The sequence below is a fragment of the Imperialibacter roseus genome (genome assembly GCF_032999765.1).
Taxonomy (GTDB): Bacteria; Bacteroidota; Bacteroidia; order Cytophagales; family Cyclobacteriaceae; genus Imperialibacter; species Imperialibacter roseus.
On the sequence record NZ_CP136051.1, the window covers coordinates 4,360,390 to 4,383,196 of the forward strand.

Consider the following 22,807-nt stretch of genomic DNA (forward strand, 5'->3'; position numbering starts at 1 on the left):
CCCGGCAGGTGCATCTACCTGTTGAGCGACCTAATCAATGAGGCTGATACTACAAGAATCGAAAACCGAAGAAGCGCTAATCAAGGGATGTCAAAAAGGCAATTCCCGTGATCAGCAGACGCTTTTCGAAAAACATTCGGCCAAAATGATGGGAGTTTGCTACAGGTATGTGAAAGACTCCGACGAAGCGGAAGATGTAATGATCAGTGCCTTTGCCAAGGTATTTGAAAAGCTTGACAGCTTTCGGTTTGAAGGGAGTTTTGAAGGGTGGCTAAGGCGGATCATGGTCAACGAAAGTTTGATGTACCTCCGCCGCAACAAGTCGATGTATGTAGAGGTGGAAATAGAAAAAGCCGACAGGGAACCGGACTTTTCCCAGCTAAGTGACCAGCTGGAGGCCGACGACCTGACGGCAATGATTCAGGAGCTTCCGGTGGGGTACAGGACAGTTTTTAACCTCTATGCCATTGAAGGGTTTAGCCACCAGGAAATTGCTGAGATGATGGAGATAAGCGAAGGCACGTCAAAATCTCAGTTGAGCAGAGCAAGGGCACTTTTGCAAAAGCAATTGTTCGAACAGGAAAAAAAAATGAATGACAAAACAGGAAGCCATGAGCAATAAGAAAATAGATCACTTATTTCGGACAAAGCTGGAAGCACATCCGGTAAGCCCAAGTCCCGAAGCATGGGCCAAGCTGCAAGGGAAAATGAACCCTGGCAGCCGAAAAAAAGGAGCGTTTTGGATGTCGGTAGCGGCTGCGGTCTCAATGATCCTTGTCGCTGGGTGGTTCATTTACAGGCAATCGACAGGTGAGCTCAATAGCCCCAATACCCTGGCAGGTATTGATAACACAGAAAAAGTGACCACCCCGGAAAACACGAATCCGGCATTAGCCGACGATCAAACGCCCGATAATATGATAGCAGAAACGCAAGTTGGCTCAGAGGAGACTACGGAAGTGGCCGCTGCTAACGAAGGACTGACGACGGAGAGTAAAGCCCATGCGCCTGCGAAAAAAATAAACAGACCCGTGCAACCTGCTACCACACAAGTGGCATCTACCACTCAAAAGGAAGAAATAAAAACGGAGGCACTCATAGCGCTGGAAGATGTAAACAAAGTGACCGAAGTGACCGAAGACATCACTGTTCCTGAAACACTTGAGATAGAAAAGATTGAAAAGAGCCTGATGGCCAATGCTCAGGCACCCCTGGAGCCGATGGAGGTAAAGATCACCTTCAAGGCCGATGAGGACGAAGATAGATTTCTTGAGCCAGTACGTGAACTGATGGCTTCCGATGACGGAAAGGAAAAGAAGAATGGATTTAACAAGCTCCTGGCTTCCGCCCGAACATTCAGCAACAGAGACATTCTGGCTGAGCTCCGGGAAACCAAAGACGGGCTTTTAAGTGGAAGTTTGAAAATTGGAATTACAAAAAACGAAAAGGTCAATAACTCAAAATAAACAATTATGAAAAAATTATCATTATCTCTACTGGCTGTGCTGATAGCCATTGGCTTGTCAGGCACTTCAGCAAAAGCTAACTCGGAAGGCATGGACACCATCCTGATCGAGCTGGGGCAAAATAGCAAGATCATCCTTGTGGTGAAGGATCAGAAAGACCTGGAAACCATCAAGAACTACGACATCAATAAGATGCTGAAAGATTTGAAACTGTCGATCGATTCTTCATCAAGCGAAGTGAATTATTTGCAGATCACTGATGAGTCGGGCACCAGGTACTTGCAAGACACTACCATTGTGTGGAGCAACAACGAATACCCCAGACACAAAGCTGAAATCAACATCGGTAACAAAAAGCTGGAAGTGGCGGCTGACGACTGGGACGACATCGAAGACGAATTCGACAATGATGACCTCGAAGTGAAAAAGTACGAATATGTAGAGGATCGTCGGTACAGAACCAAGCATTCGTTCAATGTTGAGCTCGGCATGAGCAACTGGCTGGAGGATGGCAAATTCCCCAACGACAACAACCAGCAATATGCTGTGCGCCCCTGGGGTTCGTGGTTCGTAGGATTGTCGAGCATCAACAAGTCGCAGGTAGGTGGGCCGTTGTTTGTGGAGTGGGGCTTCTCGCTCAACTGGTACAACTGGAAGTTTGATGATGACAGAACCACACTTGACAAAACACCTGAAGGGCTAAGCTTTGGAACAATAGACCCGAATCTTAACCCGGTGAAAAGTAAACTCTCGGCTACCTACCTCAACGCCAGCTTCGTTCCATTGCTCGATTTTGCCAAGGGAACCAGAAAAGTAAAAAGCTTCGAAAGGGGGAGTTTGAAATATACTTCTTATAAGAAAAGAGGCATCAGGATTGGCGCCGGTGTGTATGGTGGCTACCGACTAGGCAGCAGCACCAAGGTGAAAACTGAAAGCAGCAAAGACAAAGAAAGAGGCAGCTATTACATGAACAACTTCCGATATGGTGTAAGAGCACAGTTTGGCTACAAGGGCCTCGACTTCTTTGCCAACTACGACCTCAACGATGTGTTTGTGAGCGGAAAAGGGCCATCTTTGAACGCTATCAGCTTCGGCATCATCTTATAACTCATTGCCCAATTAATTTCAAGTCCGAAGAGGCTGACTCACTTTTGAGCAGCCTCTTTTTCTGTTGTTTAAAAATTCAAAGCTATTCTAGCAGCCTTGCCTTAACTTAGCGCCATGGATGCACACTCAAACCCATGGACAAAGATCTCGACCAAGAAAATTTATGACAACCCCTGGATCGAACTGGAAGAATTTCAGGTGCTAACACCGTCGGGAACGCCCGGAATTTATGGCAAAGTTCATTTTAAAAATAAGGCAATAGGCATCATACCTATTGATGGAGAGATGAACACCTGGCTGGTAGGTCAGTACCGCTTTCCCCTTGATGAATATTCATGGGAGATTCCTATGGGAGGCGGGCCGCTGGAGATCGATATTCTTGACTCTGCCAAAAGGGAGCTTAAAGAAGAAACCGGGCTTTCCGCCCGCAAGTGGACCAATATACTTCGCATCCATACGTCCAACTCAGTCACCGACGAAGAAGGGTTTATATTTCTGGCCGAAGACCTTGCTGAGGGTAAAACCGAGTTCGAGGAAACAGAACAGCTGATCATCCGTAAACTACCATTTGGTGAAGTATTGGAAATGGCGATGAGGGGCGAAATAACTGATAGCCTGAGTCTTGCCGGCATCTTCAAGACGGCCCGCTTAATGAATTTGTAATTTTTTTGACTATAGCGCTTTCATGGCAAACCCTTATCCCTGGTCGTACTACCTTCGAAACAATATCAAGCTGGCTTACCCGGTTATGCTGAGTCAGCTTGGGCACATTTCCGTGAGCGTGGCCGACAGTGTAATGGTAGGTCAAATAGGCGCCTTGCCACTGGCAGCTGCTTCTCTCGGCAACAGCCTTTTTGCGGTCTTTATGCTTTTTGGCATAGGTGTTTCTTATGGGATCACACCACTAGTGGCCTCGGCCTACGGCGAGCAAAATGCCGGCAAATTACTAGACCTGCTGCGGCATGGCGTAGTCAGCAACTTTCTCATGGGGTTATTTCTTTTCGGCCTGATCGTAGGCGTTTCTCCGATTTTATATCACCTGGATCAGGAGGCCGATGTTGTCGAAAACGCCATACCCTACCTGGGGATCATCGGGTTTTCCATCGTTCCCCTGATGGTGTTTCAGGCTTTTCGGCAGTTTACTGAAGGGCTCCACCTCACCAGACAGGCGATGACCATCTCTATCATCGGAAACCTCTTCAATATCTTTCTTAACTACCTGCTGATCTACGGCAAATGGGGCTTTCCGGCACTCGGACTGAACGGAGCTGCCATTGCCACGCTGGTAGACAGGGTATTGATGGCCATTGCCATGGGCTACTTTGTCTTTCGCTATCAAAAATTAAGGCCCTACACCATCGGCTTCCATCTAAAAAATCTCTCGAAGGCCATTTTCAAAAAACTATTGGCGCTTGGCATCCCTTCGGGTATGCAGTTCATATTTGAAGTGGGTGCCTTTGCAGCAGCAGCCATCATGATTGGGTGGCTGGGTGCCAATGCGCTGGCTGCCCATCAAATTGCCCTCAACCTCGCAGGCGTCAGCTATATGGCTGCTACCGGCATTGCAGCTGCTGCCAGCATAAGAGTAGGCTTTTACCTGGGCCAAAACGACTACGTGAACATGAGAATGGCCGGCATGGCAAGCTTTATTATGGCCATGATTTTCATGACTGTTTGCGGGATCACCTTTGTGCTTGGGCGTAACTTTTTTCCTTCGCTATACATCGACGATGCCGAAGTCATTTCGCTGGCTGCGGGCATGCTGGTGGTAGCCGCCTTCTTTCAAATCTCCGACGGTGTGCAAGTAGTTGGGTTGGGGGTGCTAAGAGGACTGTCCGATGTAAAAGTGCCGACTTTGGTGACTTTGGTAGCCTACTGGGTAATCGCCTTGCCAACCGGCTATGTGCTCGGCTTTGTCTTTGATCTGGGCACAATCGGGGTCTGGATTGGGCTTCTATTTGGCCTGTCGATATCAGCCGTTGCCAACTTTACTAGGTTCAAAGGTCTCAGCAAACGGCTACGCACGCAGGCTCAAGAGAAGGCTGCAATTGTAGATGATAACAGCCAGGAAGCAGTCGCCAAACCCGTCGCCTGAAAAAAAAGATTATTTTCTTGAGTAGCCGGAACGATGGTATCTCCAACTCATTCCCAACTGGAAATTGAAAACACTAGTCCGGTCATTCACTTCCGCCACATTGGAGCCAAGCACTACCTCAGGAAAGTCGTCAATTTCAAAAGGGAAATAGGCATTCACTCTAAAAAAGGGTGATACGCCAAAGTTTTTGTTAAAGTAAACATCGTACCCAACGCCAGCTCCAAAAAAAGGCACCATTTTACTTGGCTTGTAGGGCTCTCCGTCAAGACCGTTCTTAAGCTCCAGGTCTTGATAGACACGGGGCAGCATATATGAAACGCCCGGGCCGGCCATCATATAAAAGTCATGAGCAAAACCCTTCTGTACTCTTTTTCCCAACTCAAACACATAGACCTCGGCCGACACTTCCAGCGTGATGAAATGCATGAGCAAATCAATTTCATAAAGCTTATTGTCCGTCACGCTTCTTACCCGCTTATAAACCAGCTCAGGCGTGATGAAAATATGATTGCCGATTTCATAGTCAAATTCAAATCCAGCAAAGAATCCATTTTGCAACAATGGCTGATTATTGTCAAACTGTGGATGAGCAAGATTGTAGTGCCTCACCACCTCATTCCAGCCAATTCCATTCATATAGTTGTACCCGCCAAGAAAACCAATACCAACCTCAGATTGAGCGAAGGAGGCCCCGGGGGCTATCAACATTATTAAAACTAAGATTCTCTTCATGAGATACTTTTTAGTATTTCGTATGCAGCACGGTAGCCCGTTTCCATAGCACCATGCACAGTCCCGAAGTGGCCCTCGTTGTGGGTAGCCTCGCCTGCAAAATATATTTTGTTATCAATGGCACTAGCCAAAATTTCCCTCGCTCCCTCGCTCCCGACTTTGGGGTAAGAATAGGCTCCCTTTGTAAACGTGTCCTTTGACCAGTCCATCACATAGCTCTGAGTTAAGAACTTAGTTGCCTGCCCATTAAACATCTCATCAAGATCTCTTAGTGCGTAGGCTACCGCATCGTTGCCCAATTCACTTAACGTAGCGCCCGCTGAGCCATTGGCTTCACCCACCAGCACGTTGTTGAAAAATATAAGATCATCGTCAAACTCAGACCTTTTCCCCCAACCCGGTGCTCTGTATTCAGGTATTATTCCACCAGGATAAACTGTGCTTGTTTCATCACCCCAGAAATTTTGACCAAAGCGCATGAAAATCTTCACGCTTGCATCCATGCCAATACCGTCCATGGCGAGCAGTTTTTCCTCAGGCAAAGCTGGGCTAAATGATATCCTCCCTTCTTTGAGAATCGGTAATGGAACGGTGACGATGACCTTGTCTGCCTCATAAGTCTGATTCGCATCGTCAGTCAAAACCACCTTTCCGCTGCTGTAGTCTATGGACTTAATAGGTGTATTTTGTCTTATTTTAGAGCTAATAGGAGAGTATTGAATATCCAGCACCTCGCTAAATGATCTGCGTCGCAAAATGATCTTTTCATTTCCTGAGGTCCGCTTTGCCAGTGCTTCGTTGTAGCCAGCAACACTCAGCAAATCCAGGTCAGTGCCAAATTCATTAGCGATAAAAGAGTTCAACAGCGTGAGTGATTCATCAGACAGTGGCTCTTTGTCGAGATAGTCTGACAGTGAAATGTCAGGCCCGCTGTAAAGTGGAAGCTTTTCTATGACTTTGCTGGCAGCTCTGAACGATGTGTTCGAATTAGCTTCGCTCTCTTCAATGATCTTTCCCGTCAGTTGGTAGTAAGTTTTGCCTCTGTCCTGATAGTACTCAAAATTGGAAATGCGCACCGCATCATAAAAAACGGAATTCACTCCCCGCACGTGGTCGGCACCGAGCTCTAAAGGGTATCCGGTAAATTCATCAAGCGCCTTTATTCTACCCCCAACTCTGTTGGTAGCCTCCAACACCTGTACGTCAACACCATTTTTGTGCAGGATATAAGCAGCATGTAAGCCGGCGGCTCCAGCTCCCACCACAATCACTTTTCCTCCAAAACTGAGGTTGGGAAACAAATCATCCTGCGTTTCACAGGACGACAGCACTGATGGCAGAACGTATCCCGCCGGTAAGCTCAGAAGTAGTTTCCTCAAAAAGGAACGCCGATTATTCATTCAATAGAGAAGTCAGTATGCTGAAAAACGATGAAAACTTAACCAAATTTAAGCAAAGGCCCAATATTTTACTATTCGAAGAAAAAAATGCACTTATAAAAGCTCTTATGCTGTTAGGAGTGCTGCTCCAAAAACACCGGCACTATCGCCCAATTTCGGCCTCAGAAACGGTGTTTCCAGCCGGGGATTGAACAGGTGTTTCTCAGCTTCCTTTACACCTTTCGAGTACAAAAGGTCAATATTACCCACTCCTCCGCCTAACACAATTGCGTCGGGATCAACAATATTTACTATCACGGAAATGGCTTTTCCGAAGAATTCAACCATTCTGTCCATCGTTTGGACAGCTGCCTTATCATCTCCCGTTTTAGCCCGCTCTACAATTTCAGGGAGCTTTCGTTTCTCACCAGACAAGCTCTCATAGTATTTCTGAAGAGCTGGGCCAGACAAAACCTGCTCAACGCAACCAGTATGCCCGCAATAGCAGGGCCCTCCTGATGCATCAAGGAAGTTATGGCCCCATTCACCGGCGATGCCATGGCGACCATTCGGTACTTTACCATACATCACCAGGCCTCCACCCACACCTGTGCCGAGAATGACACCAAAAACGACTTTCGCATCGGGCACCTTTTCGGGCACTGCACCCCACAAGGTTTCCGCAATGGCAAAGCAGTTGGCGTCGTTGGCCATGGCTACAGGAATTCCGAGCTGCTTTTCAATATCTTGCCGCAGGGGTTTTCCATTGAGGCAAGTGGTATTAGAGTTTTTCAATGTATTAGTAGTTGGATCCATGGCACCTGGCGTTCCAATACCAATACTTTCAGGGGTAAGGCCACTTTCCGTCTTGAGCAAATCAACCAATTTGCAAATTTGCCTAACGATATGATCGTATCCCTTGTCGGCCTCAGTAGGCAGTCTCAGTCTGGCAATGACGTCCGGCCTTTTATCTGAAGAGATGATGACGCCTTCTACCTTTGTGCCTCCCAGGTCAATACCCCAAAGTGGTCTGCTCATAACAAAAACTTTTGCCGAATATAGCCCAATAAATTGCTGTATTGCAAAGAGCGCACATTAAAATCCCGTTCACCCAACAAGCTCCCATCCCTTTCTGTAAGTCCTTTTAACAAACTGATTGGCTTCGTCAAAATTTGTCACTTTCATATTTTCAGCATCCCAAAGCAGCTTTTTCCGGCCAGGGTATCCCTTTCCTCCCTTGATTTGATAGGCTCTGAGAGCCACGTTGCCCAGCAAAATGGCCTCAGTAAACGGCCCGCTGTAGTTAAATGGCGAGCTAGGCACTCCTTTGCCATAACCCGTCATAGCTGCGTCAACCCAATTGGCGTAATGACCGTCAACTCCTTTCGCAATTCTTGGAATTGTCTCAGGGGGAAATGTTTCCGTCTTCATTCTCGACGACGGAAGCAGCCTGGGCTTTCGCCCCCACATGCCCGTGATGATTTTTCCTTTGGTACCCTCCATGATGAGCCCGCCGTCCACGTCGCCCATTTCTTCATCGGGAAGCAATTCCAACGGCCTTTCCGGCCGAAGGCCACCGTCCATCCAGGTGAGCCTGATGTCCCCTTTGCCGTCAGTTCTGGGAAATGTAAAGTGTATAATGGAAGAAGGTGGGCAGCTATCAGGATAGTCGGCCTCTACAAAAAAATCGGACCAGATGGTGGAAGCACTGCATTCAACATCAGAGGCATATTTCACGGGTAGTATTCTGAAAAATGGGTCAAGGATATGGCAAGCCATGTCGCCCAGTGCCCCGGTGCCATAGGGCCACCAGCCCCGCCAGTTGAACGGATGATAGGCTGGGTTGTAGTCAACAAAATCGGCACAGCCTATCCACAAGTCCCAGTCGAGCTCTTTTGGGGTATCAAATTTACCCTTCGGCGTGGGCAGCCCCTGAGGCCAAACAGGGCGGTTAGTCCAGGAGTGAACCCGGGTAACGTCGCCAATCATGCCTGCGTCGACCCATTCCTTCACCGTGCGCACATCGTCACCAGAGCCACCCTGGTTGCCCATTTGGGTTACCACCTTGTATTTCTCCGCTGCCCGGGTAAGGAGCCTGGCTTCGTAAATATTGTGAGTAAGCGGCTTCTGCACATACACATGCTTGCCCATTGACATCGCCCGAAGAGCCGGATGTGCATGCATGTGGTCGGGCGTGGTGACGGACACACCGTCGAGGTTCTTTCCTTCCTTGTCGAGCATGATGCGCCAGTCTTTGTAGTAGGTGGCTCCCGGAAAACGCTTGACCGACTTTTCAGCGCTCTTATCATCCACGTCGCAAAGGGCGATGACTCTGGCATTTTTGCAATCACCTATGCCTTTCATGTCGACTTCGCCTTTGCCCCCTACCCCTATCCCTGCTGCGTAGAAAGTGTCGCTGGGAGGAATGAATCCTTTGCCTCCAAGCACAAACCTTGGCACAATGGTGATGCCCGAGGCAATTAATGCAGCGTTTCTAATAAAAGATCTTCGTGGGGCTGCATTGCCAGACTGGTGATTTTTCTTTGATCTTGACATGACAATTAGAGGGTGTTTCTGGTTTCAATTTACATTTTTCAGGCATTCTTTTCTCAATGCCGTATTATTGTTCACAAATTGATCTATGCTGCTACCGTTTTTCAATAAAGGAGTGATAGAAGCTGGCTGTGATGAAGCAGGCCGTGGCTGCCTGGCCGGGCCTGTGGTGGCTGCGGCAGTCATCCTTCCTCCCGACTTCCATCACAAAGTGCTCACGGACTCGAAGCAGTTGAGTGAAAAACAACGAATGGCACTCAAAGAAGACGTGAAATCGGCTGCAATTGCCTGGGCTGTAGGCTGGTGCTCCCCTGAAGAAATAGATAAGATCAATATACTGAACGCCTCGTTTGTCGCCATGCACAGGGCGGTAGACCAGTTAAAAAAGGTGCCTGAACACCTGTTGATTGACGGCAACCGGTTCAAAAAATACAAAGAACTACCTCACAATTGCATTGTTAAAGGCGACAGCCTCTACTACAGCATTGCGGCGGCTTCCATTCTTGCCAAAACCTACCGGGACGAATGGATGGAGCGGCTTGGGGAGGAGTTTCCGGTGTATCAGTGGGCTAAAAACAAGGGCTACCCGACCATGGATCACCGGGATGCCATACGAGCGCACGGCATTACGCCTTACCACAGAAAATCTTTCAGGTTGTTGCCTGAACAAATGGAGTTGTTTAAATAGCGTCACAAATTCAAAAAAATGCCTTACACCATCCATCAACAGCTGGCCTACAATGTATGGGCCAATGAAGAACTTGCCAAAACCATTGACCGTGTAACGGAGGAACAACTGGTGCGGCCGGTGCTGAGCAGCTACCCTACGCTGAGAGAGACCCTGCTGCATATCTGGGAGGCCCAGGTGATTTGGCCTTCACGCATGCAGAACAAAGTGATGGACAAGTGGCCCCGGTTATCGTTTGTTGGTGGAAAAAAGGAGGTGATGGAGGCGTTGGTCACCTCAGCAAAAGACATGCAGAGGTTCGCCTCGGAGGCGGGGTCGGAGTTCCTGGCTGAAAAAATGATCTACCGTAACATGAGGAACATGCCGTATGAAACCGTTAAGGAAGAAATACTTTTTCATGTGGTAAATCACGGCAGCTACCACCGGGGCCAGGCTATTACAATTATCAGGGGTCTGGGTATTACCAAAATTGACAATACAGACCTGATCACCTACCTGCGCATATCTGCCGGCCAACAGGTTTAGTCGCAGGTGGCATTTTTCACAAAATACCCCGCCAATTTTGAATAGACGATAAGTTGCAAGCCGGTGGGGCAATCATCTCTTCCTTTCAATACATTAATTTGCTAGATTGTAAGGTATACGGGCCAGTCCTAACCTCTCAGCCGGCCCATTGCTTAACTAAATGAGTACAAAACCTTACTTACTATGAATTACAACCGTAGAGATTTCATCCGTACTGCCGGAGCGGTATCAGCAGGCGCACTTATTTTGCCACAAATGGGATGTGGAAGTGGCAAAAGTGGTGCTGAAACTGCTGCCGAAGGCGCAGCAGCCACTGCCGAGACCATCGCCAAGCCGACTCTTGATAAATTTGGTATCCAGCTCTATTCAGTCCGTGATGTGATCCCCGCCGACCCAAAAGGCACCATGAAGCAGCTGGCTGGTTTTGGTTACAAGCAGTTTGAAGGCTATGAAGGCCCTCAGGGCATGTTCTGGGGCATGAGCCACACTGAATTCAAGGCCTATATGGATGAGATAGGCGTCAACTTCATTTCCAGTCATTGCAATGTGACCGAAAATTTTGAAGAGAAATGCGTCCAGGCCGCCGAAATAGGTATGAAACACCTGATTGCTCCCTGGATCGGCCCACAAAAGACCATGGACGACTGGAAGGTGGTAGCCGACAAGTTTAATGCTTGGGGAGAAACAGCCAAAAAAGCCGGCATCCGGTTCGCCTACCACAACCATGGCTACACTTTCGAAGCACTGGAAGGGCAAATGCCACAGGACTTCCTGATTGAAAATACCGACCCTGCCGTGGTGGACTTTCAAATGGATATTTTCTGGGTGGTGACGCCCGGAGCTGATCCGATAGCTTATTTCGAAAAGTACCCGGGCCGCTGGGTATCCTGCCACATAAAAGACCGTGAAAAAGATGCCCCTGCTGGCGAAGGAGACGCTTCGTGCATCGTTGGCACTGGCAGCATCGACTACGCCAAAGTGCTTTCGGCAGCCAAGGCTTCCGGCGTAAAATACTATGTGGTGGAGCAGGAAAAGTATGCCAACTCTACCCCAATGGACAGCGCCAAAGCAGACGCAGAATATGTGTCAAAACTTGTTTTTGCATAAATTGAGCTAACGCAGCCTTTGCTCTGTTCAAAGGCTGCCATTTAATACCTACTTTTCACGTTTACAACTACAACACAATGGATAACTCACGCAGATCCTTTATCAAAAAAAGTGCGCTGGCAGGCACTTTGGCCTTCGCCGGCAGTTCGTTGCTTTCCGAATCGCTTTTCGCCGCCAAAGGCAAGCAGCTCACGGGTCTTCAGCTCTACTCAGTGAGAGATGACATGAAGAAAGACCCGATGGCTACGCTGAAGGCGCTGGCTGACATGGGCTATAAGCACGTGGAGCATGCCAACTACATCGACCGCAAGTTTTATGGCTGGTCGGCCAAAGAGTTCAAGAAAATACTGGACGACCTGGGTATGAAAATGCCCAGCGGCCACACCGTGATGCGCAGCGACCACTGGGACGACAGTAAGAAAGATTTCACTGACGCCTGGAAGTATACCATAGAAGACGCAGCTACTGTTGGCCAGATGTATGTCATCAGCCCGTCGATGACGCAGGGCCAGCGCAAGGAATACGACCAGCTCATGCTGCTGATGGAGCGCTTCAATAAAAGTGGTGAGCTTTGCAAAAAGTCAGGGATGATGTTCGGTTACCACAACCACGACTTTGAGTTCAACGAGAGCCTGAACGGGCAGCTGCTTTATGACATCATCATGAAAAATACCGACCCCAAGCTGGTGATGCAGCAGCTCGACATCGGCAACCTGTACAATGGTGGTGCCACAGCGCTCGAGATCACCAAAAAGTGGCCGGGCCGATTTGCTTCTATGCACGTAAAGGACGAAATTCTGAGTAAGGAGGGCGGTGAGAAGTATGAAAGCTGTGTGCTTGGAAAGGGGATCGTACCGGTCAAAGAAGTCATTGACATCGGAAAGAAAGACGGCACTATCCATTTCATTATCGAGCAGGAAAGCTATCAGGGCATGGCTCCGCTCGCCAGCATGAAGGAAGACCTGGGGATCATGAAGAAGTGGGGATATTAAAGGATTGCTTATTTGAGATTGAAAATTAAAGATTAAAGGCGCCGGGTGGCGCCTTTTTTATTCTCAAACATAGAAGCAATTACTGATCTTCATAAAACTCGTAATCATAATCGATCGTAAACTCCAGCTCCTTGTAAAGATTATAAATTTCAGTTCTGGTTCTAAGTCCTTCTGCACTATAAAAATGCTCCCTGTAATTGTACATATTCTCCTTAATGTAGTACTCTGTTCGTGTGAGTAAACCACCTTCGTAGGCGAACTGATAAACTCTGTCGGAGTAAGTTACCCGAGAAAGATTGTTGTTCTCATAGACATACACGACTCCATCACCTTTTTCAACTACCCCATTCTTTCCGAAAATCTCTTCAGCTGCCTCATCAGGAATATAAGAAGCCAAATACCTGGTAACCTTGCCATCATTATATTCAAATTCCTCCTCATACCCTTTAAAGAGTCTAAGCGGCGCTTCCTTGTTATTATAGAAAACGTGTCTATTGGCTATCGCATCTTCATTGAGGCCAGTCTCCGTGGTAAAAATTTTAACAGGCAGATCAAACTGCCCTCTCTCCACAGACACATTATAAGTAAATATCTCAGAGTGTGTCTTCATCTTAGGGTGGCCATTTTTCACATAGTCCCAATACTTAACAGGCCAGTCGTTTCCATACAAAATATTGTTTTCAGCATTACCCAACTCCAATCCATCCATGACCAAAGGCACATTAATAGGATCAGGCTCTGTCCAAAACTCCCGACGGAATGGGTTTTTGTAATTGTATGGATAAGTCATGTGCTGGTCTACCCTGTCGATGGTGCCGTCGGGGTGATAGTAGGCAACGGCTATCACCCGGTCGTCTTTGTCCTGGGTATCACTCTGGTGGCTGGTGAAGCGAGTGGTGACGGTTTTAATGTTCTCCATCGCTTTCACGGGATCAGCACTCCTGCTGCCCTCCCATGGCTCCACACAGGCGATCAGCAAGAAAGCCAGCGCATAAAACAAGCTGGTCCAGACCAAACCACGATAGAACTTGTGCTCCCTGAATGTATGCAGGCTTTCGATCCTTCTTTTTACACTTTTGGCACTAAAGAAATTGCTCACCCTTTCATAGTAGAGCGTACTCGACAAGTCGATGAGCATGTGAGAATATGCCTTCCTGTCGACATGGCTCATCATGGCCTCATCCGCTTCATATTCTGTATTGAGTCGGATTTGGCTTTTTATTAGCCAGCCTATCGGGTTAAGCCAAAACACTGCTGTGTAGACTTCGGAAAGCAGAAGATCGAGACTGTGCCACCTTGTGGCATGCACTTGCTCATGCCTATAAATAATCGATTCCTTTGAGGTATTAAGCAGGCTTTTGCCAATGAAAATAAGTTGAAAAAATGAAGCACCGGTAAAGGCCTCCTTGTCAACAATAAAAAAAGAAGAAAACTCACCATCAACCTTTTCCGCTGATTTCATTAGCCGGTAAACGCCGTACATACTTATGCCGATTCTTACGAGGAAAAATATCACGCCAATTAAATAAACAAACAAGAGGATATCTCCTGTTTCTACGCTGCTTACCTGTTCCACAGGAAGCGCCGCCGTAGCTATTTCAGTTGCTTCGTCCATTGAGGCGGTGCTCACCGGAGAGGTAACCGGCGACGATGTGGCAATAAACGATGAGGCCCTGGGCTCCTCGTGAAAAGACACCGTTAAAGGAGACGATAAGTGGAGACCGGAAAATGGGATGGCTGCTGACATCAACAGGCAGCTTAGCAGATAGAGCCTCCTGAACTTTACAGAAGTGTTCTTCGACAAGATCAAAAAACCAAAGTAGAGGATGGCACTAGCCCCGCTTACTTCGAGTAGATAGATGAAAAAGCTATTCATGATTTTTCTTATTTATGATGTCTTTTAGTTTTTTTGCTTCCTCAGCCGAGAGGTCTTTGCTGCTCACGATGAAAGACATGAGGCTTTCGTACGAGCCATCAAAATAGTCGCTCATCATGCCCGAGAAAATGCTCCTCCGGTATTCATTCTTGCTCACCTTAGGATAGTACATGTGGGTTTTTCCGTAGGCCTCATGACCTACCAACCCCTTGCTTTCGAGTATCCTTACCAAAGAAGAAATAGTATTATAGGGCGGCTTGGGCTCCGGCATCAGCTCAATAATGTCTTTTACAAACACTTTCTGCCTGCTCCAGATAATGTGCATGACAGGCTCCTCTGCCCTGGTTAATCGTTCCATGAAATGAATGTATAACTAAAAAATAAGTTATACAACTGAAAAGTCAGTTTTTATTCCACGGTATACTTTTAATTCTAATAAAACGGGATGCATTACTCCATTTTTTGATATTTTTACTGCTCATGACGCTGTATGGACTGGAAAAGCAGGCAAGTCACACTATTAAATACAACAGCTATTCTCTGCCTGGCAGTTGGCTGTTTGTCACTTTCGTGCAGTAAAGAGATTGATACCCAGCCGACTTTTGTACAGGTGCCATTTGCGGGTACATGGATAGTGTCAGAAGCACGAGAGAACGGTGTTCTACAGAATGAATGGCTGGGGCTGGAGCTAACCTTTGAGCAGCTCAAAAAAGACAGCGGAGCCTACTATTTGCCGGCAACGCCTGGCGACTCGGTTTGGGCAAAAAGCGGCGGGTGGCAGGTGATAGACTCGATCCGCCTTGTGAGGGACAACTATGCCAACCTATACATTTTTTTTAACAGAGAAGGCAAACTGCTGACGACGTTCACAATTGAATCGGCAGACACTACTGGTACCTGCCCAGAGTACCCTTGTCCGCTTGATGTTACCGGCACCTGGGTGTTTGCTTTTAATCCGTTGCCAAAAAATTGAATCCCACATCGGGCTTCCTTCTGTCGTTTGGGAAATCCAGGTCTTTTACGGGGTAGGTAAGAACCTCAGCCGACTCGGGTTGGTATCCGCTGTCCTTCTTCGCAATGGTTAGCTCAATGGAATTCAGAAAGCCAAAGCTGTTGACGCTGTCGTAGTTGTTGCCATGCACATGCTGCACATAGTGGGTGGCCCTGGTGGCTTTCAGGAACGGCACGATAGCATCTATGTTCTCTTCTACATTGTGAAACTCTATCAGGAGGAGCTCTATTTTGTCAAGCTTATCGATAATGGTGTCGAGCAGCTCGTATTCGGTTCCTTCCACATCGAGCTTCACCCCATAGCCGCTGCTGTGTTCCAAAAGCTCTCCAAACGACTGCACCCCCGAATTGCTTTCAAGCCCGATGTGCTTTTTGACAAACTGCAGGTTGCCAGAAAATAGCTGCTTCATGCGAAGCATCATCGATATTTTGCCCCACGACTGAGCAGGCGTATCCTGCACACCCAGAAACCTGAAGGGATACAAGGCAATTTTGCCAAAGTTTTTGAGCACCCAGTAAAGCATGGTGCTGTTGAACCCCGATGTTCTGTCGAAGGCAACGATAGGTAAATCAGGTCGGCTCTCTTTCAACTCTATCTCAAACGACCAATCGTACGAAAGCCCACAAGAGATAAAATGACTGCAATTGGCTAAGCTCCGAGACGAAAAAACGTAGCCCCCATCATAGTTCCTGCCTAATCGTATCAGATCCGCCGGAGCAACAGGACGCAACAGTTCCAAAATTCCCAGGGTTTCTTCCCGCATATCTACTTTCTCTTTCATCTTCAATGGCTAGCTGGCGCAAAACAAAATGCAAATATGCGGGTATTATTCAGTTTTCTGCTAAAAATTCACTCACCGTTTCTTCTTCTTGTAGATATTCTTCAGGTCGTTTTCAAACAGTGTATAGGGATCGTCATAAAACTTCATGAAGTCAGGCACACTTACCTGCCCCGGATACGGCGCATAGTAGTGCGTTGGGCTGCGGATGTCGTTGCGCCACACCAGCACGTAGGCGAGCCGCATTTTGTGCATGCGCATGGTCTTGAGCAGCGTCTCTGTCCACCAGGTTTCGTTGGGAATCGACTCCAGGCCTGTCTCCGTAAAAGCAGCCAGCTTACCGGCCTTTCGGGCATAGTCCGACACAATCTTTAGTTTCAATGCAGCCGTGTCAATCGCATAGCGGTTGCGGCCCATGTCGCCATAGTTGTCCATGCCCACCATGTCCACCCATTCGTCGCCAGGATAGCGGGCAAGGTATTTTTCTTCTGTAAGAAACTGATTGTCGGGCGAGAAGGCGTAGATGAAATTGTGTACATCCAGCTCGTCACGCAGGTAGCTAACTGTGAATTGCCACAAGGCGATGAACTCTTCCCGGGTGCAATGCGAAGCACCCCACCAAAACCAGCCACCGTCAAACTCGTGATAGGGCCTGAAGATGACAGGTACGAGCTCTCCGTTGGCCCCTTTGATGCTGTGTGCCCAATCGGCTATGCCTTTCAGTATCTCCTTGTATTGTTCGTGGGCCTGCCCTCCGGGAATGATATAACTCACGGCAGGCAGCGACACGGTGTCCCGCCAGTAGAAGCCTCCGCCCGACACGGGGTTCGAAAAGTGCCACGCAATGGTAGTGACACCTCCCCTGTTGTAGGTATCCACCACATTCTTTCTCAGGCGCTCCTTAGCTTGCTCTATTTGCTCTGGTGAACGACCTGAAAAGCCACTGAAATCCACACCCACCATGGCGGGATGGGATCCGGTCACCGATTTCACATCAGAGCGGTCTTCGTCGCCAGCCCAGCCATGTCCGTACTCAGTGGCGTGCTGGTGAGCAAACAGTGTATGTTTTTTGGAAAGCTTCCGAAGGCTTTTGTAGAGCTTCTGCGTTTCTCTTGTGGCGTCTTTATCAATTGGTTTGTTTTTTTGAGCCAAAGCAGTTGATAAAAAAACACCAATAAGGCCAAAGATGAGAAGAATCCGTTTCGTCGTCATGTGGGTGCGTTTAGGTGCAAATCAGTCTCAAAAATACCTCCTCACTCAAAAGGTATCAACTGATTGGTGGCCAATGGTAGGCGTCTTTCGTACCAAAATAAGGGGTGAAATCGCTCGGTGGTCAGCCGACTACAGATCAAATGCCAGAACCGCCCAAGGAGTTTTCATCCTTTGTGGCCGCAAAAAGTGCTAGCTTTCATTCAACATCACGCTACGTCAGGCTTCTTGAGCAAAAGCACCGGCAGCCAACTGTTATTACCCATCTTTATCAGCGATTCCCCTATACAATGAAAAACACAGTCAACCAGACGCCGCTTTTAGTGATAGTGCTTGCCTTCCTTTATGGTTGTGCCAGCGAGCCTAAAACTGAGACTGTCCATGAAGCCCCCTCTGCTGCTGTCAAATCTGAGAGCAAAGGCCCGGAAAATGGCACCCTGCTCATCATTGGCGGTGCCGCCCAAAGCATCTTTTACGACAAGTTCATGGAGCTGGTGGGCGGCCCCGACGAGCCCATTGTGGTCATTCCTACGGCGGCCTCCAGCGATGATTTTGACGAGGCCTACCTCGAAAAGTTCAGGAAAAGCTATACCGACAGGGGCTTTACCAATGTAACGGTGCTGCACACCCGTAGTGCTGAAGAAGCCAACACCGAGGAGTTTGCAGCTCCCATCAAAAATGCCAGGGGCGTGTGGTTCAGCGGCGGCAGGCAGTGGCGCCACGCCGACAGCTACCTGAATACAAAAACGCATGAAGCTTTCAACGAGCTGCTCGGCAGAGGCGGTGTGATTGCCGGAAGCTCTGCCGGAGCCACCATACAGGGTTCTTACCTGGCACGAGGCGACACAAAGTCAAACACCGTCATGATGGGTGACCACGAAGAAGGGCTCGGCTTTGTGACAAACATCGCCATCGACCAGCACCTGTTTGCCCGAAACAGGCAATTCGATCTATTTGAAATACTCGAAGAAAAACCGGAGCTGCTCGGCGTTGGGCTCGATGAGAACACAGGCATCATTGTGCAGGGCGATCAATTCACAGTGTTTGGCGAAAGCTATGTGGCCATTTACGACGGCACCAGGTGGTCGGCGGAGCGAGACACAATTTACCAGCTAGCACCTGGCAGCAAGGAGTTTTACCTATTGAAAGAAGGCCAGATGTATGATTTGAAGAACCGCAAAGTTATCAACTGACTTGATCTGAGTCCTTAGTAGCCAGCCTGGCTTAACCTTCTGCCTGATGCAATTGGATCAAATTGCCGCAAGTATCCTCGAAAACAGCCTGCGTGCCCCATTCGGCTTTTTTAGGCTTACTTCTGAAAACGACTCCCTTTTCCCTCAGCCTTTGGTAGTCCGCATGGATGTCTTTGGTTCCAAAAACAATGGTCGGCAATCCAGCCTCATATACAGCTTTCTGGAAGGCGTCGGCCCCAAGGTTTTGGTTAGGTTCCAGGAGCAGCGAAGTGCCATCTGGCTCATCCGGGCCTGCAACAATCGCTAGCTGCATTTCCGGCATGTACATTTTTTCCACAAAACCCAGCACCTCGGTATAGAACTTAAATGCAGCAATGGGGTCGTTTACAAAGATACTTGTTAGTGCTATTTTCATTTTCTTCTTGCTTAGGGTTGCTTTCTTTTCAAGATCAGGGCGCTCACCAGGGAAATGACAAGACCTATAGGAAACACTTCTGAAAAAGTGATGAGCACTACCGCCAGGGGATTTTGGTACATGTCGGCAAAAGTGGCCATTTCAGTAGCCTTGGCAGCCAGTTCCTGTTCGTTAGCACCACCAATTTTCGCCATATACATCACATGCTGGTTGTATTTATCCAGATAATCGGGCATGAATAAATAATAGTCAAAAAGCCACACCACCACATACATCGTTGCGGCGATGAGGCTAATATAAAGCCCTGTTAAAAATGCTTTACCAAAACCGATAACGCCTCCATTCTGCTTGTCCCTGAATGTTTTGATGCCCACAAAAATGAAGGAGAAGGCGGCGATCATCAGGGCGTAACCGACTACATCGTTGGTCTCAAATTCCGGGTTGGTGTAACACTTATCGGCCATATACAGCATCATGCCCGTGATGATGACGCCAGAAATAAGGCCGAAAACAAGAACTATCTTTTTCATCGTCGTGATTGTTTTTTTGTTGGATGCTGGCAAAGATGCAGGATGGAGCCTGTCAATTAATCACACTTTCGGGTGATTTTGAATTATTCACCCAAAAGGATGAGCCCATCAAGCCACAATTCCCAACTTTCTTGCTTTGTCGACGGCCTGCGTTCTGCGGCCCACGTCAAGTTTCTCAAACAGGTTTTTCAAGTGCGTCTTCACCGTGTTCAACGACACAAAAAGCTGATCAGCAATTTCCTGATTACTTTTGCCAGCCGCCATCAGCTGCAGCACCTCGAGCTCCCTTTGGCTAATGCCGGTTTCCTTCAATGCTTCTTCGTTGGCAAGAAAATGCGCTGAATCAACAAGCACAGCTTTCTCTACTATTACCGTTTTAGGGTTCGTGAGCTTGAGCGCCAGCCAGATGCCAAGGCCTGTAAAAAGAAGAGCAAGGCCACCTGCATAAATGGCGAAAGCATTATGGATAATGAGAAAGCGCAATTCCAGCCACCGGAGTACAATGAGAAACAAAGCCATAGAAAGGCCATAAGTGAGGAAGTGTCTGTATTTGGAAACCGATGTCAAACTTGTGCTTTGCAGTTGTTGAGTTCAAATATAAAAATAGCCACAAAATAAAGCTTAAGTACAGCCAGATAGGAGGACAAACGCATTTAAAACTTTAAAATTCTTCTTTTTTACCCTTCCAGGTCGGCCCGTTCCACGTCGGTAACCCTAAAGGGAAAGAAGAATTTCAAAGCTGTTTCACCCTTAAGGGCCGGGGTAGAAAAACAGCTTTGAAAATAATTTATCCAATATATTTTAAATGCGTTTGCCCTGAGCCAGATAGGAGGCACCTTAAGGGTAATGGTTAAATAAGCCGTCCATAAAGAGTAGAAACCAAACCGAAACATGCGCCAACCACTTCTACTTGTTTTTGCCATCACTTTATTCACTGCCTGCAAAACCGAGCCCCCGACCTCCATCAACCGCCAGGCCGTTTTCGACCGTCACAACGTCCACATCACCGAAGTAGACACCCTGGCCTCCCTGAGTCTGGGCAATGGCCGCTTCGCCATGACCATGGACGTCACCGGCCTGCAAACCTTCCCCCAGCACTACCAGAAAGGCGTACCCCTCGGCACCATGTCGGAATGGGGCTGGCACAGCTTCCCTACCAACGAGACTTATTCCATCGAGGAAACCCTGGCACCGATCACGTCGCACGGCAGAGAAGTGCCTTACGCCCGGCAGTGGCCAGCAGGCACAAGGCAGGCAGAAGCCGCCAACTACATTCGCCAAAACCCGCACCGGATTCACCTCGCCACTATCGGCTGGCACATCACCAAAGCTGACGGAACCAAGGTGGCCATTTCCGACATTCAAAACATCGACCAAACACTCGACCCCTGGACAGGAGAGCTCACAAGCCGCTTTGCCGTTGAAGGTGTACCGGTGGAGGTGATCTCCTTTATGAGCCAAACAGAAGATCGGCTGGGTGTTAAAGTGAAAAGCAACCTCCTAAAAGAGGGGCGCATCGGGCTCACCATCAACTACCCCTACCCCACCGACAAGTTTCAGGATGAAGCCGTGCTCTTCGACGCCGACGAGCCCAACCGTTTGCAAATGACTCAGCCCGATCCTAAGCAGGTAACCATCCGCCGCCAACTTGATACCACCCGCTATTTCACCCAGTTGCAGTCGTCGGTGGCGGTGCCTGTTGTTGATGCTACTGATAAAGGCTTCCTCCTGAAGCCTGAGCCTGGGCAGGATACCTGGACCTTCGACGTTACTTTCTCTCAAGAAGAAGGGGCAGTTGCAAACAAGGCCTTTGAAGTGTTGCAATCCGAAGCCCATCAGGCACTGATCGACTACTGGAACACAGGCATGATGATCGATTTTGGGGCAACAAAAGACCCAAGGGCTTTCGAGATTGAACGACGGATGGTATTGTCGCTTTACCTAACCAAAATCAATTGTGGGGGCAAAACCCCACCTCAGGAAACAGGGCTCACTTACAACTCGTGGTACGGCAAGCCACACATGGAAATGGCCTGGTGGCATGGTGTGCATTTCGCCATGTGGGGCCGACCAGAGGTACTGGAAGACCATATGGAGTGGTACCTGAGAAGCATTGGGGTGGCCAGGCAAATTGCAGAACGACAGGGATTTGAGGGAGTGAGGTGGCAGAAAATGACCGACCCCTGGAGCCAGGAAACAGCCTCCTCAGTAGGTTCCTACCTATTATGGCAGCAGCCCCATATCATTACGTTTGCCGAGCTGATCTACAACGGCAAGCCCACCAAAGAGATGCTCGAAAAATACGACGAGGTAGTGCAGGAAACTGCGGCTTTTATGGCCGACTTCGCCTGGTACGACCCCGAGCTCAAGCGCTATATCCTCGGGCCGGGAGTAATTGCCGCCCAGGAGCGGTTTGATCCCAAGACCACCTTCAACCCGACTTATGAACTGGCTTACTGGCGCTGGGCGCTGGAAACAGCGCAGCAGTGGAGAGAACGGCAAGGGCAACCGAGAAACGACAAGTGGGACAAGGTACTGAACGGCCTTTCGCCACTACCGCAAAAGGACGGCCTTTACCTGGCCGCAGAAAGCGCTCCCGAGTCGTACGACTCTACCTACTACATGACCGACCACCCCAGCGTGCTGGGCGCCTATGGCATGCTGCCCATGACCGACGGGCTCGACACTGCCGTGATGCACCGCACCTTCGATAAGATCTGGACCGACTGGCAGTGGCACGACACCTGGGGCTGGGACTTTCCTATGGTAGCCATGACAGCCACCCGGCTGGGCGATGCCGAAAAAGCTGTCGATGGCCTGCTCATGCCCATCACCACCAACATTTACCTGCCCAACGGCCACAACTACCAAACGGACCGCCTTCGCCTCTACCTCCCCGGCAATGGTGGTGTGCTGGCAGCTTTAGCGATGATGGCAAAGCAAGAAAACGGCTGGCCAGAGGGGTGGGTGGTGAGAATGGTACAAGGAGAGTGAAGTATTTTTGGTTGGTTGATGTTGACAGCGCACCCGGGAGATGCCTTTCTTCAAAGGCATGACGATCCTGCGTTGGTTGGTGTGAGAGAATAGTGTGCCGCTCCTTTCATGGCATCGCTGCTAACCCCGCAGGAGAAACAACCATTGATGCTAACA

23 protein-coding genes are annotated in these 22,807 nt (G+C 48.7%); 12 read left to right on the plus strand and 11 right to left on the minus strand.

Translation table 11 applies throughout. The features are described from left to right. Window positions 1–37 precede the first annotated feature (37 nt). From RT717_RS18315 to RT717_RS18335, 5 genes are all read left to right on the plus strand, one after another. On the plus strand, window positions 38–622 hold the full coding sequence (locus tag RT717_RS18315; protein WP_317487832.1) for an RNA polymerase sigma factor: 585 nt from the start codon (window positions 38–40) through the stop codon (window positions 620–622). Next, window positions 594–1,466 (plus strand): hypothetical protein, encoded by an 873-nt coding sequence (locus RT717_RS18320; protein ID WP_317487833.1) that lies wholly within the window; start codon window positions 594–596, stop codon window positions 1,464–1,466. Before RT717_RS18315 ends, RT717_RS18320 begins: the two co-directional genes overlap by 29 nt. A gap of 6 nt (window positions 1,467–1,472) precedes the next feature. Beyond that, the gene (locus RT717_RS18325) at window positions 1,473–2,573 is read left to right on the plus strand and encodes a hypothetical protein (RefSeq protein WP_317487834.1); all 1,101 of its coding nucleotides are present in this window, start codon (window positions 1,473–1,475) and stop codon (window positions 2,571–2,573) included. 114 nt (window positions 2,574–2,687) lie between these two features. Next, the gene (locus tag RT717_RS18330; protein WP_317487835.1) at window positions 2,688–3,236 is read left to right on the plus strand and encodes an NUDIX hydrolase; all 549 of its coding nucleotides are present in this window, start codon (window positions 2,688–2,690) and stop codon (window positions 3,234–3,236) included. Between the two features lie 22 nt (window positions 3,237–3,258). Continuing rightward, window positions 3,259–4,668, plus strand: a complete 1,410-nt coding sequence (locus RT717_RS18335; RefSeq protein ID WP_317487836.1) for an MATE family efflux transporter — start codon at window positions 3,259–3,261, stop codon at window positions 4,666–4,668. Between the two features lie 9 nt (window positions 4,669–4,677). Here RT717_RS18335 and RT717_RS18340 read toward each other — a convergent pair whose 3' ends face one another. The 4 genes from RT717_RS18340 to RT717_RS18355 form a co-directional block, all read right to left on the minus strand. Continuing rightward, window positions 4,678–5,400: an outer membrane beta-barrel protein gene (locus RT717_RS18340; protein ID WP_317487837.1), complete on the minus strand. Its 723-nt coding sequence runs from the start codon at window positions 5,398–5,400 to the stop codon at window positions 4,678–4,680. Beyond that, window positions 5,397–6,779, minus strand: a complete 1,383-nt coding sequence (locus RT717_RS18345) for a flavin monoamine oxidase family protein (RefSeq protein WP_317487838.1) — start codon at window positions 6,777–6,779, stop codon at window positions 5,397–5,399. Before RT717_RS18345 ends, RT717_RS18340 begins: the two co-directional genes overlap by 4 nt. A 126-nt stretch (window positions 6,780–6,905) precedes the next feature. Continuing rightward, window positions 6,906–7,817 carry an ROK family protein gene (locus RT717_RS18350; RefSeq protein ID WP_317487839.1) on the minus strand — a complete coding sequence of 304 codons (912 nt, stop codon included), beginning with the start codon at window positions 7,815–7,817 and terminating at the stop codon, window positions 6,906–6,908. 69 nt (window positions 7,818–7,886) lie between these two features. Further along, complete coding sequence (locus RT717_RS18355) at window positions 7,887–9,335, minus strand: Gfo/Idh/MocA family protein (protein ID WP_317487840.1); 1,449 nt, start codon at window positions 9,333–9,335, stop codon at window positions 7,887–7,889. An 85-nt stretch (window positions 9,336–9,420) separates the two neighbouring features. Here RT717_RS18355 and RT717_RS18360 point away from each other — a divergent pair, with 85 nt between their 5' ends. The 4 genes from RT717_RS18360 (at window position 9,421) to RT717_RS18375 (ending at window position 12,644) form a co-directional block, all read left to right on the plus strand. Next, on the plus strand, window positions 9,421–10,020 hold the full coding sequence (locus tag RT717_RS18360; protein WP_317487841.1) for a ribonuclease HII: 600 nt from the start codon (window positions 9,421–9,423) through the stop codon (window positions 10,018–10,020). Window positions 10,021–10,038: 18 nt separating this feature from the next. Then, the gene (locus tag RT717_RS18365; protein ID WP_317487842.1) at window positions 10,039–10,545 is read left to right on the plus strand and encodes a DinB family protein; all 507 of its coding nucleotides are present in this window, start codon (window positions 10,039–10,041) and stop codon (window positions 10,543–10,545) included. 183 nt (window positions 10,546–10,728) lie between these two features. Beyond that, window positions 10,729–11,652, plus strand: a complete 924-nt coding sequence (locus RT717_RS18370; RefSeq protein ID WP_317487843.1) for a sugar phosphate isomerase/epimerase family protein — start codon at window positions 10,729–10,731, stop codon at window positions 11,650–11,652. 77 nt (window positions 11,653–11,729) lie between these two features. Then, window positions 11,730–12,644: a sugar phosphate isomerase/epimerase family protein gene (locus tag RT717_RS18375; RefSeq protein ID WP_317487844.1), complete on the plus strand. Its 915-nt coding sequence runs from the start codon at window positions 11,730–11,732 to the stop codon at window positions 12,642–12,644. A gap of 79 nt (window positions 12,645–12,723) precedes the next feature. On the opposite strand, the gene RT717_RS18380 is transcribed toward RT717_RS18375, so the two are convergent. Together RT717_RS18380 and RT717_RS18385 are read right to left on the minus strand one after the other, a co-directional pair. Then, entirely contained in the window at window positions 12,724–14,520 is a 1,797-nt protein-coding gene (locus tag RT717_RS18380; protein ID WP_317487845.1) for a M56 family metallopeptidase, read from the minus strand. Then, window positions 14,513–14,878 carry a BlaI/MecI/CopY family transcriptional regulator gene (locus RT717_RS18385; RefSeq protein ID WP_317487846.1) on the minus strand — a complete coding sequence of 122 codons (366 nt, stop codon included), beginning with the start codon at window positions 14,876–14,878 and terminating at the stop codon, window positions 14,513–14,515. Before RT717_RS18385 ends, RT717_RS18380 begins: the two co-directional genes overlap by 8 nt. Window positions 14,879–15,010: 132 nt before the next feature. Between RT717_RS18385 and RT717_RS18390 the strand changes: the two genes are divergently transcribed. Next, on the plus strand, window positions 15,011–15,493 hold the full coding sequence (locus RT717_RS18390) for a hypothetical protein (protein WP_317487847.1): 483 nt from the start codon (window positions 15,011–15,013) through the stop codon (window positions 15,491–15,493). Here the strand turns inward: RT717_RS18390 and RT717_RS18395 are convergent. After that, window positions 15,471–16,313 (minus strand): class I SAM-dependent methyltransferase, encoded by an 843-nt coding sequence (locus RT717_RS18395; RefSeq protein ID WP_317487848.1) that lies wholly within the window; start codon window positions 16,311–16,313, stop codon window positions 15,471–15,473. The two genes, RT717_RS18390 and RT717_RS18395, sit on opposite strands and share 23 nt — an antisense overlap. 72 nt (window positions 16,314–16,385) lie before the next feature. Then, the gene (locus tag RT717_RS18400; RefSeq protein ID WP_317487849.1) at window positions 16,386–17,522 is read right to left on the minus strand and encodes a glycoside hydrolase family 26 protein; all 1,137 of its coding nucleotides are present in this window, start codon (window positions 17,520–17,522) and stop codon (window positions 16,386–16,388) included. A gap of 140 nt (window positions 17,523–17,662) precedes the next feature. On the opposite strand from RT717_RS18400, the gene RT717_RS18405 reads away from it, so the two are divergent. Continuing rightward, complete coding sequence (locus tag RT717_RS18405; protein WP_317487850.1) at window positions 17,663–18,712, plus strand: cyanophycinase; 1,050 nt, start codon at window positions 17,663–17,665, stop codon at window positions 18,710–18,712. A gap of 31 nt (window positions 18,713–18,743) precedes the next feature. Here RT717_RS18405 and RT717_RS18410 read toward each other — a convergent pair whose 3' ends face one another. The 3 genes from RT717_RS18410 to RT717_RS18420 form a co-directional block, all read right to left on the minus strand. Then, window positions 18,744–19,127, minus strand: coding sequence for a VOC family protein (locus RT717_RS18410; protein WP_317487851.1), 384 nt, complete (start codon window positions 19,125–19,127; stop codon window positions 18,744–18,746). An 11-nt stretch (window positions 19,128–19,138) separates the two neighbouring features. Continuing rightward, a complete protein-coding gene (locus RT717_RS18415; protein WP_317487852.1) occupies window positions 19,139–19,657 on the minus strand; it encodes a DUF4199 domain-containing protein in 519 nt (172 codons plus the stop codon). Between the two features lie 108 nt (window positions 19,658–19,765). Beyond that, window positions 19,766–20,224, minus strand: coding sequence for a helix-turn-helix transcriptional regulator (locus RT717_RS18420; protein WP_317487853.1), 459 nt, complete (start codon window positions 20,222–20,224; stop codon window positions 19,766–19,768). A 324-nt stretch (window positions 20,225–20,548) separates the two neighbouring features. Here RT717_RS18420 and RT717_RS18425 point away from each other — a divergent pair, with 324 nt between their 5' ends. Next, window positions 20,549–22,651, plus strand: coding sequence for a hypothetical protein (locus RT717_RS18425; protein ID WP_317487854.1), 2,103 nt, complete (start codon window positions 20,549–20,551; stop codon window positions 22,649–22,651). Window positions 22,652–22,807 lie beyond the last annotated feature (156 nt).

Excerpts from the sequence above, each read along its gene's own strand:
- RT717_RS18375 (WP_317487844.1), top strand. The coding sequence starts at position 11,730 with ATGGATAACTCACGCAGATCCTTTATCAAAAAAAGTGCGCTGGCAGGC.
- RT717_RS18355 (WP_317487840.1), bottom strand. The coding sequence starts at position 9,335 with ATGTCAAGATCAAAGAAAAATCACCAGTCTGGCAATGCAGCCCCACGA.
- RT717_RS18380 (WP_317487845.1), bottom strand. The coding sequence starts at position 14,520 with ATGAATAGCTTTTTCATCTATCTACTCGAAGTAAGCGGGGCTAGTGCC.
- RT717_RS18315 (WP_317487832.1), top strand. The coding sequence starts at position 38 with ATGAGGCTGATACTACAAGAATCGAAAACCGAAGAAGCGCTAATCAAG.
- RT717_RS18365 (WP_317487842.1), top strand. The coding sequence starts at position 10,039 with ATGCCTTACACCATCCATCAACAGCTGGCCTACAATGTATGGGCCAAT.
- RT717_RS18385 (WP_317487846.1), bottom strand. The coding sequence starts at position 14,878 with ATGGAACGATTAACCAGGGCAGAGGAGCCTGTCATGCACATTATCTGG.
- RT717_RS18415 (WP_317487852.1), bottom strand. The coding sequence starts at position 19,657 with ATGAAAAAGATAGTTCTTGTTTTCGGCCTTATTTCTGGCGTCATCATC.
- RT717_RS18370 (WP_317487843.1), top strand. The coding sequence starts at position 10,729 with ATGAATTACAACCGTAGAGATTTCATCCGTACTGCCGGAGCGGTATCA.
- RT717_RS18425 (WP_317487854.1), top strand. The coding sequence starts at position 20,549 with ATGCGCCAACCACTTCTACTTGTTTTTGCCATCACTTTATTCACTGCC.
- RT717_RS18400 (WP_317487849.1), bottom strand. The coding sequence starts at position 17,522 with ATGACGACGAAACGGATTCTTCTCATCTTTGGCCTTATTGGTGTTTTT.
- RT717_RS18330 (WP_317487835.1), top strand. The coding sequence starts at position 2,688 with ATGGATGCACACTCAAACCCATGGACAAAGATCTCGACCAAGAAAATT.
- RT717_RS18335 (WP_317487836.1), top strand. The coding sequence starts at position 3,259 with ATGGCAAACCCTTATCCCTGGTCGTACTACCTTCGAAACAATATCAAG.
- RT717_RS18410 (WP_317487851.1), bottom strand. The coding sequence starts at position 19,127 with ATGAAAATAGCACTAACAAGTATCTTTGTAAACGACCCCATTGCTGCA.
- RT717_RS18360 (WP_317487841.1), top strand. The coding sequence starts at position 9,421 with ATGCTGCTACCGTTTTTCAATAAAGGAGTGATAGAAGCTGGCTGTGAT.
- RT717_RS18390 (WP_317487847.1), top strand. The coding sequence starts at position 15,011 with ATGGACTGGAAAAGCAGGCAAGTCACACTATTAAATACAACAGCTATT.
- RT717_RS18320 (WP_317487833.1), top strand. The coding sequence starts at position 594 with ATGACAAAACAGGAAGCCATGAGCAATAAGAAAATAGATCACTTATTT.
- RT717_RS18325 (WP_317487834.1), top strand. The coding sequence starts at position 1,473 with ATGAAAAAATTATCATTATCTCTACTGGCTGTGCTGATAGCCATTGGC.
- RT717_RS18405 (WP_317487850.1), top strand. The coding sequence starts at position 17,663 with ATGCCAGAACCGCCCAAGGAGTTTTCATCCTTTGTGGCCGCAAAAAGT.
- RT717_RS18340 (WP_317487837.1), bottom strand. The coding sequence starts at position 5,400 with ATGAAGAGAATCTTAGTTTTAATAATGTTGATAGCCCCCGGGGCCTCC.
- RT717_RS18395 (WP_317487848.1), bottom strand. The coding sequence starts at position 16,313 with ATGAAAGAGAAAGTAGATATGCGGGAAGAAACCCTGGGAATTTTGGAA.
- RT717_RS18350 (WP_317487839.1), bottom strand. The coding sequence starts at position 7,817 with ATGAGCAGACCACTTTGGGGTATTGACCTGGGAGGCACAAAGGTAGAA.